This window comes from Curtobacterium sp. GC_Cur_3 (genome assembly GCF_026544205.1).
In the GTDB taxonomy this organism is placed as follows: Bacteria; Actinomycetota; Actinomycetes; order Actinomycetales; family Microbacteriaceae; genus Curtobacterium.
Map to the genome: position 1 here is coordinate 137,778 of NZ_JALNUI010000002.1, position 13,223 is coordinate 151,000.

At 71.3% G+C, this 13,223-nt stretch carries 11 protein-coding genes; 1 reads left to right on the top strand and 10 read right to left on the bottom strand.

Annotated elements, in window-relative coordinates; translation table 11 throughout:
- Positions 1–5: 5 nt before the first annotated feature.
- The 10 genes from OXR63_RS01665 to OXR63_RS01710 all read right to left on the bottom strand — a co-directional run bounded on the left by OXR63_RS01665 (position 6) and on the right by OXR63_RS01710 (position 11,143).
- Positions 6–1,043, bottom strand: coding sequence for a Gfo/Idh/MocA family protein (locus OXR63_RS01665; protein ID WP_267419613.1), 1,038 nt, complete (start codon positions 1,041–1,043; stop codon positions 6–8).
- Positions 1,040–2,047 (bottom strand): Gfo/Idh/MocA family protein, encoded by a 1,008-nt coding sequence (locus OXR63_RS01670; protein WP_267419615.1) that lies wholly within the window; start codon positions 2,045–2,047, stop codon positions 1,040–1,042. Before OXR63_RS01670 ends, OXR63_RS01665 begins: the two co-directional genes overlap by 4 nt.
- 80 nt (positions 2,048–2,127) lie before the next feature.
- Positions 2,128–3,342 (bottom strand): hypothetical protein, encoded by a 1,215-nt coding sequence (locus OXR63_RS01675; RefSeq protein ID WP_267419616.1) that lies wholly within the window; start codon positions 3,340–3,342, stop codon positions 2,128–2,130.
- A complete protein-coding gene (locus OXR63_RS01680) occupies positions 3,339–4,139 on the bottom strand; it encodes an HAD-IIB family hydrolase (RefSeq protein ID WP_267419617.1) in 801 nt (266 codons plus the stop codon). Before OXR63_RS01680 ends, OXR63_RS01675 begins: the two co-directional genes overlap by 4 nt.
- A gap of 143 nt (positions 4,140–4,282) precedes the next feature.
- A complete protein-coding gene (locus OXR63_RS01685) occupies positions 4,283–5,716 on the bottom strand; it encodes an MATE family efflux transporter (protein WP_267419618.1) in 1,434 nt (477 codons plus the stop codon).
- A 170-nt stretch (positions 5,717–5,886) separates the two neighbouring features.
- Positions 5,887–6,324, bottom strand: a complete 438-nt coding sequence (locus tag OXR63_RS01690) for a MarR family winged helix-turn-helix transcriptional regulator (RefSeq protein ID WP_267419620.1) — start codon at positions 6,322–6,324, stop codon at positions 5,887–5,889.
- 327 nt (positions 6,325–6,651) lie between these two features.
- Positions 6,652–7,542: a DUF808 domain-containing protein gene (locus tag OXR63_RS01695; protein ID WP_267419621.1), complete on the bottom strand. Its 891-nt coding sequence runs from the start codon at positions 7,540–7,542 to the stop codon at positions 6,652–6,654.
- 100 nt (positions 7,543–7,642) lie between these two features.
- On the bottom strand, positions 7,643–8,401 hold the full coding sequence (locus tag OXR63_RS01700) for a copper homeostasis protein CutC (RefSeq protein WP_267419622.1): 759 nt from the start codon (positions 8,399–8,401) through the stop codon (positions 7,643–7,645).
- Positions 8,398–9,966 (bottom strand): M81 family metallopeptidase, encoded by a 1,569-nt coding sequence (locus tag OXR63_RS01705; RefSeq protein ID WP_267419623.1) that lies wholly within the window; start codon positions 9,964–9,966, stop codon positions 8,398–8,400. Before OXR63_RS01705 ends, OXR63_RS01700 begins: the two co-directional genes overlap by 4 nt.
- Positions 9,959–11,143: an ROK family protein gene (locus tag OXR63_RS01710; RefSeq protein ID WP_267419624.1), complete on the bottom strand. Its 1,185-nt coding sequence runs from the start codon at positions 11,141–11,143 to the stop codon at positions 9,959–9,961. The genes OXR63_RS01705 and OXR63_RS01710 overlap by 8 nt, the downstream gene beginning before the upstream one ends.
- Positions 11,144–11,360: 217 nt before the next feature.
- Between OXR63_RS01710 and OXR63_RS01715 the strand changes: the two genes are divergently transcribed.
- On the top strand, positions 11,361–13,157 hold the full coding sequence (locus tag OXR63_RS01715) for a peptide ABC transporter substrate-binding protein (protein WP_267419625.1): 1,797 nt from the start codon (positions 11,361–11,363) through the stop codon (positions 13,155–13,157).
- The last annotated feature ends 66 nt before the right edge of the window (positions 13,158–13,223 follow it).

Consider the following 13,223-nt stretch of genomic DNA (forward strand, 5'->3'; position numbering starts at 1 on the left):
CCGGCTCACGCGCTGACCGCGACCGTCCGCCCCGTCCGCGCCGACTCCTGCGCTGCCAGCACGATCGACAGCGTCCGCAGCCCCACCCGCACGTCGGGCTGGGGCTGCACGCCGGTGCGGACCGCGTCGAGGAACGTGCGGAGCATCACCGCGTCGAGGTCCGCCCCGTAGCGCGCCTCGATCGGCAGCCCTGTCTCGGCCACGATCCCGTGGGCGGCCGGCCCGAAGACGTCGAGCGACACCGTGCCACCGGTCCCCGCGACGTCGAGCGTCAGGCCGCCCCACACCGCCGACGTGTCCGGCATGCTCCACGAGCAGTCGATCGCCGCGATGAGGCCGTTCGCGTACGTGATCGTGACGAGCCCGCCGGTCTCGGCGCTGGCCCCGCCGCCCGCCCGCTCCGCGTGCAGCACGCGGTTCGTCACCGCCGTCACCGTCCGCGGCGCCGAGCCCGTCAGCGCCTCGAGCAGGTCGGCGATGTGCACGACGTGGTCGGCCAGTGCCCCGCCGCCCGACAGCGCCGGGTCCGTGAACCAGTCCCGGCTGAGCGGCAGCATCCCGTTGTTGGCCCCGCGCACGGAGAAGAGCTGCCCGAGTGCCCCGGCGTCGTGTGTGGCCCGGAGCTTCGCGAACGCCGAGGCGAACCGCACGGGGAACGCGACCATGAGCAGCACGCCGGCACGTTCGACGGCGTCGCGGATGGCCAGGCCGTCCTCCCACGTGGTGGCCAGGGGCTTCTCGCAGAGCACGTGCACACCCGCTGCCGCTGCGCGCTCCACGAGCTCCCGGTGGCGGGCGTTCTCGCTCGTGACGACGACCGCGTCCGGCCTCCACGCGAACAGCTCGTCGTACGAGTCCGCGTACTCCACCCCGAGCGCCTCGGCCAGCTCCCGTCCCCGCAGTTCGTCCGTCGTCGTCCCGGTGCTGACGCCGTCGGGGTCGGAGCCGATGACCTCGACGTCCGGCATCGCCCGCAGCGCCGACAGGTACCCGACGGCGTGGGTGTGTGCGAAGGACAGCACCCCGATCCGCAGCGCCGTCACGACAGCACCTCCGGTTGTCCGCTCGCGATCGAGCGCAGCGCGGCGTTGGCGATCCGCACGGCGGCGGCCCCGTCCTCTGCGGTGACCCGGGGAGCGGGACCGGTGCCGGCGATCGCCCCCACGAAGTCGGCGAGCTCCAGCCCGTACGGGTCCTCGGCCGGGTCGACCTGCGGCAGGAACCCGTCGACGGCCTCGGGCACCGCGAGGTCCGCGACGGAGTCGAGTTCGTCGCGGGACCGGTGGGACAGGCTGCCCAGGGTCCCGGTCACCGAGTACTCGGTCGTGAACGCCAGGTGCTGCGGCCCCCAGACCCCGGCGACGTGGCTGATCGCGCCCGACGCGTGCGTCAGCAGCACGTGTGCGGCGGCGACCGGCTCGGTCTCCGTCCCGGAGTGCACCGCGATCGCGGAGACGGTCGTGACCTCCCCGGCGATCCACCGCGCGATGTCGAGGTCGTGGATCATCTGGTCCATCACGATCCCGCCCGACAGCTCCGTGTCCGCGAACCACGCGGTCCGGATCGGGAAGGCCCCGGACCGCACGAACCGCAGGACCGCCAGATCGCCCAGGAGGCCCGTGGCCACGGCCTCCTGCAGGCGCGCGTACGCGGGGAACCAGCGCACCACCTGGGCCGGGTACAGCGCTCGGCCCGCGTCCCGAGCGCGCTGCACCAGGTCCGCCGCGTCGGCATCGGTCCGCGCGAGCGGCTTCTCGGAGATGACGTCCTTGCCGGCGTCGAGGGCTGCGCGGACGACCTCCGCGTGGGCGAACGTCGGCGTCACGACGTCGACCACGTCGACGACGTCGAGCAGGGCCGCGAGCGAGTCGACCACCGTGATCGAGGACCCGGTGGCGAGAGCGGTGTCCGCGAAGGCCGCCGCGAGGTCCTCGGCGCCGTCCCGGGCGAAGACCACCACCGGCCCGAGGCGCAGCAGCCCGGGCATGTGGGCGTGGGCGATGCCACCGGCCCCGACGAGGCCGATCCGGAGCGGTGTCGCGGGCATCGGGCTCCTTGCGGGTGGGTCGACGGTGACGGTGCTGCCCATGCTAGCCAGCTGCCCGCACCGGCCGCGCTGGCCGCGGGTCAGTCGACCTGGTCGGCCTCGACCGCTGCGCTCAGGCGTTCGAGGACGTCCGGCACCGCCGACCGCACCCGGCTCCAGCTCGGGATGAACGGCTTGTCGTTCGGCCTCGCGGTGAACGCGCTGCCGGCGTCGAGGACCGCCTGCGTGAAGAGCTCGACCGCTGCCTCCTCGGCGTGCTGGTCGAACGCCAGCCCGTTCATGACGGCCTCGTGCCGGTAGACCTCGACGATGTCGAGCGCGTTCCGGTAGTACGTCGCCTTGAGCACCCGGAAGGAGTCCGACGTCAGCGGGACCCCCATCGTGGCGAGCTTCCGGAACAGCGACTGCACGATGTCGTTGCCCATCCGTGCGAGTCCGCCGCTGCCGTCGGCCTCCGCGAGCGGCTGGTGCTTGTGGTCGTAGTCGTGGGCGATCTCGACCTGACAGACCTGGCGCGTGGCGTAGTCGCGGTACACCTCGGACAGCATCCCGATCTCGAGCCCCCAGCCGCCCGGGATCTTCAGGCCGTTCAGCACGTGCGCGCGCATCGCGAATTCACCGGACAGTGGGTAGCGGAAGCTCGCGAGGTACTCCAGGTACTCGGACTCCCCGTACACCTGGCGGAGCGACCGGAGCAGCGGCCCGACGAGCAGCCGTCCGACCCGTCCGTTGATGCGACCGTCGGCGACGCGGGCGTAGTAGCCCTTCGAGAACTCGTAGTCGAACGCCGGGTTCGCGAGCGGGTACAGCAGCCGCGCGAGCATGCCCCGCTCGTACGTCGTGATGTCGCTGTCGTGCAGCGCGATGCACTCGGCCCGCTCCGACGCCAGGGCGTACCCGGTGCAGTACCAGACGTTGCGGCCCTTGCCCGGTTCACCCGGTGCCAGGCCGGCGCGGTCGAGCTCGGCGTCCAGGGCACGGAGGCGCGGCCCGTCGTTCCACAGGATCCGGTGCCGCTGCGGCAGACGCGAGAAGAACTCCCGGGCGTGCTCGAACTGTGCGCGGTCGGCCCGGTCGAGCCCGATGACGATCTCGCTGAGCCAGTCCGCCTCGGCCAGCTCGTCGACGATGCGCTCGAGCGCCGGTCGTTCGAGCTCCGAGTACAGCGCCGGCAGGATCAGGCTCATCGGGCGCTTCTCGGCGAAGCCCCGGAGCTCGTCCTCGATGCTCGCGGTGCTGCGCCGGGTCAGGTCGTGGAACGTCGTGATGACGCCGTTCTGGTGGAAGTCGCTCATCGGTCGCCCCTCAGGAAGTGGTTCAGTCCCTCGGCCCACCCCTGCGGGGCCGTGGTGGTCGTGCGGTGGACCCGCTCGGCGCGGTCGTCGGCGAGTGGTCCTGGTGCCGGTCCGACGCCGCGGACGACGACGGCCAGGTCGACGGTGTCGAGCATCGCGGTGTCGTTCGGCCCGTCGCCGAGGCCGATGGTCCGCGGCACGGACCCGGCCCGTCGTTCGTGGTCGGCGACGAGTGTCCGGACGGCGGCGCCCTTGTCGCGTCCGGCCGGCAGCACGTGCCAGAACCGGCCGCCGCGGACCAGGTCGAAGCCCGCCTCGGACAGGGCAGACCGGAATGCCTCGGCGCGGTCGTCGTCGCGTGCGTCCCAGCGCACCACCTCGGAGGCGGTGCGACACCGGGCAGCGTTCGCCCCGTCGAGGTCGAGTCCCGTCCAGGCGGCGACCTCCGCGTCGGACGCGCCGGAGAACGTCGTGACGTGCAGGGCCAGCGATCGTCGGACCCGCTCGAGTGCGGCGTGGAGTCGATCGAGGTCGCCGTCCGCGGGCCCGGTCAGCTGTTGGGCGTTGACGCCCACGACGACCGCGCCGTTCTCGGCGACGAACGGCTGTCCCTCGAGGCCCGTCCGTGCTTGCAGCGCCCTGATCTCGACCGCGGTCTTGCTGCTGCAGAACACCACGGGGACGCTCGCTCGCCGCAGTCGGTCGAGCATCGGCAGCGCCGCGTCGAACGTGTAGTCGTGGTGGTCGAGCAGGGTGCCGTCGAGGTCGGTGACGACCATCAGGTCGGGTTCTGGCATCGGTCTCCACTCGCGGCTGGCTGGGCTGCGGGCGGCGATGCCCGCCGACCAGCCTGCCACCTGCGGTGGACGCGCGGGTGAACAGACGGGAGGCTCCCCACCGGACCGGTGGGGAGCCTCCCGTCCGGTGGCCTGCCCGTCCGTCACGCCGCCTGTTCCAGCACCGCCTCGGCGCGCTCCGCGCTGCCCGCGTCGAGCCCGCGGTCGATGCGGCCCCGCGCCGCCAGCCAGATGACGACGCCGGCGAGGAAGACCAGGACCTCGGTGATCGTCAGCGCCCAGATGATGCCGGCGAGCCCGAACCACAGGTTGCCGAGCAGGACGATCGGGATGAACAGGACGCCTTGCGCCAGCGACATCGCGATCGCCGGGGTCGCGAGCCCCGCCGCCTGGAACAGGGACGTGAACAGCCCCGTGAACCCGTTCACCACCGTCGCGACGAGCTGCGCGACCAGGATCGTCAGGCCGATCGCCAGCACCGAGTGGTCCGAGGAGAAGACGGTGAAGACCTGCTCCCGGAAGACGAACACCGTGCCGGAGAACAGCAGCACGATCGCCCCGACCGTCAGCGCCGATGCCCGCAGTGCCGAGCGCAGGCGCTCCCGGTCGCCCTTGCCGTACGCGTAGGCCAGCAGCGGCAGGACCCCGATCGTGACGCCCATCACCAGGAACTCCGGTACCTGGGCGATGCGGACGGCGACGCCCATCGCGGCCAGGGGGTCGTCGCCGTACTGCGCGGCCAGGTTGTTGAGCACGAGGGTCGTGACGATGAGGAACCCGGCCTGCAGCAGCTCGCTGACGCCGATGCCGAACACCGGCTTCAGGACCGAGCGGCGGAGCGTGAACCAGCGCAGCGACAGGCTGACGTTCTCGCTGTGCGTGCCGAGCCAGCGCACCCAGTAGACGATGCTCACGAGGTTGGCGAGCCCCACCGCGAGCGCGGCCCCGGCGACGCCCCAGTGCAGCACCAGGATGAAGAGCACGTCGAACACCAGGTTCCCGACGGTCGACAGGATCAACCCGACCATCGCCTGGCGGGCGGCTCCCTCGGCGCGGATCATCTGCTCCAGACAGAACGCCGCGGCGAGCACCGGCACGAAGGCGAGCATGACGCTGACGTAGGCGCTGGTCGCGGGCACCGCTGCGGCGTCCGCCCCGAGCAGCCCGACCAGCGGCCGCAGGAACAGCAGTCCGAGGCCGCCGAGCACGATGCCCGTCATGACCGACCCCCAGACGGCGAAGGACGCGACGTGCTTGATCTCGCCGGCCTTCGCGGGGTCGTGCTCCGAGGCGCCGAGCAACCGCGACATGAGCGAGCTGCCGCCGACGCCGAACACCCCGCCGACCGCCATCACCAGCCCGAGCAGCGGTGTGCCGAAGGTGATCGCGGCCAGCAGCGAGGTGTCGTGCTGCGCGCCGATGAAGCCCGCGTTGATGACGTTGTACAGCGCGCTGACGACCATCGCCGCGGCCATCGGCACGCACAGGTGCACGAGGGCCCTGACGATCGGGGCGGCGGAGAGGTACCAGCGGTTCTTCTCCGCTGCGGTGGTGGGTATGGCGGTCGTGGTGGTCATGGTCGTTCCCTTCCGTGCGGGCGCACGGATCGCGCGCCGACGGATCGTCGGCACGGCATGGCGGATGCCCCGACGGCAGAGCCGCCGCGGCATCAATGAGGGCGCGTCGGCGGGACCGTCGCGTGGGCAGGCTGGCGCCTCCGGCGGACGGCCGGGAGGCTCTGCTGCAGTTACCGGGTGGGTTCCGGCAGCTCGGCGGTCACCTTGAGCAGGAGGTCGCGGAGCGTGGCGCGCTCGTCCGGACTGAGCGGGGCGAGCAGGCGGTCGTCGAGGGCGAGCATCGCGTCCTCGAACCCGGCGATCAGGTCGATGCCGGTGGGGGTGGCGTAGACGAGCTTCGTCCGGGCGTTGCCGGCGTCCGCTCGTCGTTCGATGAGGCCCCGTTTCTCGAGCCCCTGCAGGAGGCTGGACACGCTGGCCGCACTGGTCCGGGTCATCGCGGCGATGTCGCGCTGGATGGCGCCCGGGTTCTGCTGCAGGTAGCCGAGCACGAAGCTCTGCTCGTGCGAGAGCTCGCGCTCCCGCACCCACTCGTCGGCGGCCTTGCGCTGGGCCCACCCGATCCAGCGCATGAGCTGGAGGGGTGTGTCGAAGTGCGGTGCCTGCATGATCAGAACTCTAAGTGTTTGACCTCTAACTGTCAACCGAGGGGTTCGGTGATGGCGCTTGCGTGTGGAAGTGAGACGCCGGTGTCTGGGATCGAGACGCCGGTGTCTGTGCGAGACGCCTCGTTGTTCACGAGACGCCGCAGTTTTCGGCGGTGTCTCGGGCGCATGGAGGTGTTTCAGCGAGACGCCGGTGTCTCGATGCTGAGCGTGCGAGTTCTGCGGACGTAGGTGTGCGGGCCCGAGGCGCCGGTGTCTTCCTGAGGCGCCGCGGTTTTCCGCGGTGTCTTGGCAAAACGCCGGTGTTTTGCGTTCGGGGGGCGTCCGGAGTCAGTGGGACGCCGGCGTCTCGCGGGCGGGACGCAGGCGGCGGACGGCGGTGACGACGAGCACGACGAGGGCGCCGAGCACGAGACCGAACACAGCCGAGGACGCCGTGTCCGCGAACCACTCCACGACGGGCCCGGCGGGCTCCACCGCGTGGGTGATCACGTGCAGCACGTCGTACGGTCCGTGCCAGAACGTCTCGGCGAGGTTCGCGATCACGAGGTGCCCACCAACCCAGAGCATGGCGACGGTCCCGACGATGCCGATCGTGCGGAACACGGCGGGCATCGAGCGCACCACGCCGTCACCGAAGCGCCGCAGCCCCTCGGACGGGTGTTCCATGAGCCGCAGCCCGACGTCGTCGATCTTCACCAGCAGTGCCACCGCTCCGTAGACCAGCGCGGTCATGCCGAGCGCGATGAGGGCCAGCGCACCGAGGGTCAGCCAGAAGCCCATGTCGGGGTCGAGGCTGGCGAGGGCGATGAGCATGATCTCGGTGCTGAGGATCAGGTCGGTGCGGATGGCGCCGAACACGAGCTTGCGTTCGTCGCGGGAGTCGTCCTCGGCGGAGACGTGGTGGTGGCCGAACCACTCGGCGACCTTCTCTGCGCCCTCGAAGCAGAGGTACGTGCCACCGATGACGAGGAGCCACGGCAGCACCCACGGCGCGAACGACGACAGCAGCAGCGCCACCGGGATGATGATGACGAACTTGTTGAACAGGCTGCCGAGGGCGATCCGCCCGACGACGGGGAGCTCCCGGGCGGGTGCGAGTCCCTGCACGTACTGCGGGGTGACGGCGGCGTCGTCGATGACGACCCCGGCGGTCTTCGCGCTCGCCTTGAGCGCGGCGGAGAGGATGTCGTCGACGACGGCGAGCAACCCGACTGACATGTGCGGTCCCCGGTCTCAGGCCACGCGGGCGGCGCGGTGGACGTCGTCGACGGTGGGACGGGAGGGAGCTGCCTGCATGGGGAGAACCCTATTGGTTCACTCAGGTGGTGGCGCTGAGTGCTACCCGCGCCGCCCGCACCACGTCGCTGTCGGTGACGAAGTGCGCGGAACCGTCGTCGGCCCCGCCCATGGGCACACCCGCGTGCGCGCTGTCGGCGGCCGGGCGCTTGGCGGAGAGGTGCACGGCGGCCGCACCGGTGGCGACCAGGGCCGGCACGTCCGCGGGGATGACCCCGGCGCCGGCCATGACCTGCACGGGCCCGGCGGCCGACACCATGCGGGCGATCGTCGCCGCGCCGGTGAGGGCGGTGGGGGCGGCGCCCGAGGTCAGGACCCGGGTGAACCCGAGGTCGGCGAGCAGGGCGACGGCGGCGACGGGGTCCGCCGCGTGGTCGATCGCCCGGTGCAGGGTGACCTCGACGTCGTCGCGGAGCGCGCGGGCGGTGCCGACGAAGCGCCGCAGGACGTCGTGGTCGAGCGACCCGTCCGCCCCGAGCGCGCCGACGACGACGCCGGCGACGCCCGAGCGCACGACGGCCTCGAGCTCGCGGTCCATCAGCTCGACCTCGTCCGCGTCGTACACGAAGCCACCCGGGCGGCACCGGACCAGGGCGTGCACGGGGATGCCCGTCGCGACCGCGGCCTCGACGAGCCCCTGCGACGGGGTCAGGCCGCCGAGCTCGAGCCCCACGCAGAGCTCGACCCGGTCGGCGCCGCCGTCACGGGCGACGACCGCACCCGCCGGCGAGGTGACGGCGATCTCGAGGGAGACCGGGGAGTCGGAGTGGGCTGTGGTCACGCGATGGCTCCGAGCGGTTCGTTCGAGGGCGGGATGATGCGGGCACCGAGGTCGGGCGCCGACGGGAACACCCGATCGTACGGGAACATCGGCCGTGCGATCCGGTGGTGGCCGAGGCGCTCGAGGTCCTGGTCGACCCCGCCGGGCGTCAGCGCGAGCATCCAGTCGGCGGCCATGTCGAACAGCTCCGGCTCGAGGTAGCCGATCTTCACGATGACGACGTCGGCCTGGCGCGGGGCGAGGTCGAGGTCCGTGAAGTCGTGCTCGTGGTGGTACGGCTTGCGCAGCGTCGTGAGGATGGCGAACACGCTGCCGACCTGCAGCACGACCTCGGTCTCGGCGTCGCGGTCACCGTGCTTGACCGCGTGCACCCGCCCGGTCATGGTGATCGGTCCGGCGTGGAGGTCGTCGACGGCGGCACCCGCGGTCACGGTGACGGTCGCACCGACGCCCGCGGCCACCGCGGTGGCGACGGCGTCCGGGCCGGGGACGCTCGCGTAGATGACGGTCGGGCCGTCGGCCGACTGGAACTCCGGCCGTGCGAGCACCTCGGTCAGCCCCCACGTCATGTCGCCGGACCCACCGGCGGTCGGGTTGTCGCCCGAGTCCGAGACGAAGTACGGCCGGGCGGCGCCGGGAGCGAGCGCGGCGTCGAGGCACTCGGCGAACGAGCCCGTCGGCGCCACGAAGACGAAGTCCTCGCGCACGTCCCAGAACGCGCGGGCCAGTCGCTCGGCCCCGGCGGCCACGGCGTCCTGGTCCCACCCGGTGACGACGGTGACGGCACGGTCGCGCGGCTGGTCGGCCCACGCGTACCCGACCCAGATCGCGGCGTCGAGCACGCCGTCCGTGGCCTCGACGGCGGGGACCTGGGCGTAGAGCGACGCCGCGGGCTCGAGCCGCGTCGAGGTCTGCTCGCCGGGCAGCAGCACCGGGATCGGGACCCACGCCTTCACGGGGCGCTGCGACCCGGCCGGGCGGGTGGTGAGCACATCGACGAGGTTCCGGACGGCGCGCTCCTTCGTCTCCATGGCGTCCTCGTGCGGGGCCATCCGGTAGCAGGTGACCAGGTCGACCTGGTGGGCCAGCTCCGCCGTGACGTTGCCGTGCAGGTCCATCGACGCCGAGACGATGACGTCGGGGCCGATCACCGCGCGGATGCGTCCGAGCAGGTCGGTCTCGGCGTCGTCCAGCCCCTCGACGACCATCGCGCCGTGGATGTCGTACCAGAGCCCGTCCACCGTGGTCGAGTCGACGAGCGACTGCAGCCGCGAGACGATCTCGGACGCGAGCGACTCGTACGCCTCCCGCGTCACCATCCCGCCGGGCAGCGCGTGCCCGATCAGCGCGCCGCGGAAGTCGGCGGCGTCGGACAGCCCGGCGAGGAAGTCGTAGCGGGCCACGACCTCGTCTCCGCGGTCCGGGTGGAACGCCTCGGCCTTGGTCCTGGTCGGCGTGAACGTCGACGTCTCGATGGCCAACCCGGCGATGGCGATGACCGGCCGCCGAGCCGGAGAACCGGCCGGAGACTGGGCGGGACGATGCGTGGGTACGGTGTCAGACACGGACACTCCTGTTCCTGGTGGTCGACTGGGGGATCGGCGTGGAGAGCTCCTGCAACGAGGCCGCGAGACCCCGCTGCAGCGCGAACTGCCCCGCACCGACGAGACCCGCGTCGGCACCGAGCGACGCGCGCTCGATCACGAGGTGCTGCGTCACGAGCGGGTGGCAGCTCTCGTAGAGCTGGCTCCGCACCGCGGCGACGAACGGGTCGAGGGTGGAGAGGATGCCGCCGAGGTAGACGGCGTCCGGGTTGAAGAAGTTCACGTTGGCGGCGAGCACCTCGCCGAGGTACCGACCGGCCAGGCGCACGGCCCTGGTGGCCTCGGGGTCGGCGTCCGACGCGAGCCGCACGACCTCGGCGGTCGAGGACACCGGCACCCCGGCCGCGCTGAGGATCCGCACGAGGGCGGCCCCGGACGCGACGGTCTCCAGGCACCCGGTGTTGCCGCACGAGCACGGGGTGTCCCCGGCCGCGTCGATGCGCACGTGCGTGATGTCGCCCGCGGCCCCGGTCGAGCCGCGGTAGAGCCGGCCGTCGATGACGATCCCGGCACCGATCGCCGAACCGGCCTTGATCGTGATCGCCTGCCGGCGCGACGACGGCTGCACGGTCTGCTCGCCCGCGGCCATGCAGTTCGCGTCGTTGTCGACGGCCGCGGGGACGCCGAAGTGCTCCTCGAGCCACGCCGCCACGGGGAAGCCGTTCCACCCGGGCATGCGGCTGGGCAGGTCGACCACCCCGGCCTCGACGTCGACCGGACCGGGCAGGCTCAGCCCGACACCGCGCAGGCCCTCCGCGCCACGGGTCGCGATGAGCGAGTCCAGCAGCTCCGCCAGCCGGGCCAGCCCGGCGGTCGGACCGTCGGAGAGCGCGAACGGGACGTTCGAGACGGACTCGAGCGAGCCTCCCGCCAGGACGATGCCGACCCGCGCGTGTCCGCCACCGACGTCCGCGGCGACCGCGTACTCGTCCACCCCGCCGATCCGGAGCACCTTGCGGGGGCGACCGCCCGTCGAGACGTCGGTGCCCTCCTCGGCGAGGATCCCGTGGTCGAGCAGCTGGGCGACGACGTGCGAGACGGTCGACGGCGCGGCCCCGAGGAGCTGCGCGATCTCGGTGCGGCTCGACGCCTGCCCCGATGCGACGAGTTCCAGCACCCGCGAACTGAGGTCCGGCACGACTTTCTCCAATCCGGCACGAAGACCAGCACATGGGCCGAAGACGGCCAGGAAACTGCCGTCGTTCCGGGAGCCTAGCCGCCTCGTCGAGACCGGAGCCCTTTCGCCCGTTCCGCAGAAACGAAGTATTTACACGAGAACGTTTGTTTTTCCAACGGCTTTTGCCATTGACTGTGCCCCACCCCGACCACCAGAACCACTCGCACTAGGAGTCCGCATGACCAAGCCCCGTCGCTGGGCCCTCCTCACCGGAGCCGCGCTCGCGGTGAGCGCACTGCTCGCCGGGTGTTCCGGAGGCGGTTCCGCCACCACGAACGCGAAGTCCGACGCAATCAACTACGCGCTGCCGGCGAACTTCACGCCGAACTGGATCCTGCCGATCGGCACCGCCGCGCACCTCAACACGAACAACGGCTCCATCGCGCAGTCCCTGTACGAGCCCCTGGTGGCGTACGACGGCTCCACCGGCAAGATCGCCTGGAACAAGCAGGGCTCGATCGCCACCGCCGCCGACTTCGCGAGCGACGGCACGAGCGTCACGGTGACCCTGGGCGACCGCACGTGGTCGGACGGCAAGCCGATCACCAGCCGCGACGTCGAGTTCTGGTACAACCTCATCAAGGCCGACAAGGCGCAGTGGGGCTCCTACTCCGAGGGCAAGGTCCCGGACAACTGGACGTCCTTCAAGACCGTCGACGACACCCACTTCACGATCACGTTCGACAAGGCCTACAACTCCGACTGGATGCTCGCCAACCAGCTCAGCCTGGTCGTCCCGCTCCCGCAGCACGCCTGGGACAAGACCGGCGCCGACGCGAAGGTGACCGACGCCGACGAGACCCCCGCCGGCGCCAAGCAGGTGTGGAAGTACATCAACACCGCTGCCGGCAAGATCGCCGACTACGACTCCGACCCGCTGTGGAAGACCATCTCCGGCCCGTACGGCGTCAAGTCGTTCACCACGGCCGGCAAGGTCCAGCTCGTCGCCAACACGAAGTACGACGGCGGCCAGAAGGCCCAGATCAAGACGGTCAACCTGCTGCCGTTCACGACGTCGGACGCCGAGACGAACGCGGTCCGCTCCGGCGAGGTCGACTACGGCTACATCCAGGCCACGGACATGGACCAGAAGGACTCGTTCACGGGCAAGGGCTACGACGTCAAGCCGTGGACCGGCTGGGCGATCACGTACATGCCGTACAACTTCAACAACCCGACCATGGGCGCCGTCTTCAAGCAGCTCTACGCCCGCCAGGCCGTGCAGATGTCGGTCGACCAGGCCAGCCTGTCGAAGGTCGTCTTCAACGGCACCGCGACTCCGACCTACGGCCCGGTCCCGCAGGCGCAGGCATCGGACTACGTCTCCGAGGCGCAGAAGGACAACCCGTACCCGTTCAGCACGAAGAAGGCCGCGGCACTGCTCACGAGCCACGGCTGGACGAAGCAGGGCGGCACGATGGTCTGCACTGACCCGGGCAGCGGCGACAGCCAGTGCGGCGAGGGCGTCGCGAAGGGCACGAAGTTCACGATGCAGGTGCTGTCGCAGTCCGGCTCGTCCGTGACCGACAACATGATGAGCGCGATCCAGTCCTCGCTCGCCAAGACCGGCATCGGCTTCACCATCAAGACCGCGCCGGTGTCGAGCGTCCTCTCGCAGACCCCGACGTGCACCAGCGACGAGGACAGCTGCAAGTGGGACCTGTCCTTCTTCGGCACCGCCGGCAGCTGGTACTTCCCGGCGTACCCGACCGGTGAGGCGCTGTTCTCCACCGGCGGCTCGGCGAACTTCGGCAGCTACTCCAACAAGTCCGTCGACGACCTGGTCAGCGCGACCACGACCTCGACCGACTCGGCCGCGGTGCAGGACTACAGCGAAGCGGTCGCCAAGGACCTGCCGGTGATCTGGCTGCCGAGCCCGGACTACCAGATCTCGGTCGTCAAGAGCGGTCTCACCGGGTTCCAGCAGGACTCGCTGGCCAACTTCCACCCGTCCCAGTGGAAGTGGAGCAAGTAGGTCGCTGACGCGACCATCGGCCTGGAGGCGCGGTGCGGGTCCGACCCGCACCGCGCCTCCGTCCCG

Excerpts from the sequence above, each read along its gene's own strand:
- OXR63_RS01690 (WP_267419620.1), bottom strand. The coding sequence starts at position 6,324 with ATGCAGGCACCGCACTTCGACACACCCCTCCAGCTCATGCGCTGGATC.
- OXR63_RS01715 (WP_267419625.1), top strand. The coding sequence starts at position 11,361 with ATGACCAAGCCCCGTCGCTGGGCCCTCCTCACCGGAGCCGCGCTCGCG.
- OXR63_RS01675 (WP_267419616.1), bottom strand. The coding sequence starts at position 3,342 with ATGAGCGACTTCCACCAGAACGGCGTCATCACGACGTTCCACGACCTG.
- OXR63_RS01685 (WP_267419618.1), bottom strand. The coding sequence starts at position 5,716 with ATGACCACCACGACCGCCATACCCACCACCGCAGCGGAGAAGAACCGC.
- OXR63_RS01670 (WP_267419615.1), bottom strand. The coding sequence starts at position 2,047 with ATGCCCGCGACACCGCTCCGGATCGGCCTCGTCGGGGCCGGTGGCATC.
- OXR63_RS01695 (WP_267419621.1), bottom strand. The coding sequence starts at position 7,542 with ATGTCAGTCGGGTTGCTCGCCGTCGTCGACGACATCCTCTCCGCCGCG.
- OXR63_RS01680 (WP_267419617.1), bottom strand. The coding sequence starts at position 4,139 with ATGCCAGAACCCGACCTGATGGTCGTCACCGACCTCGACGGCACCCTG.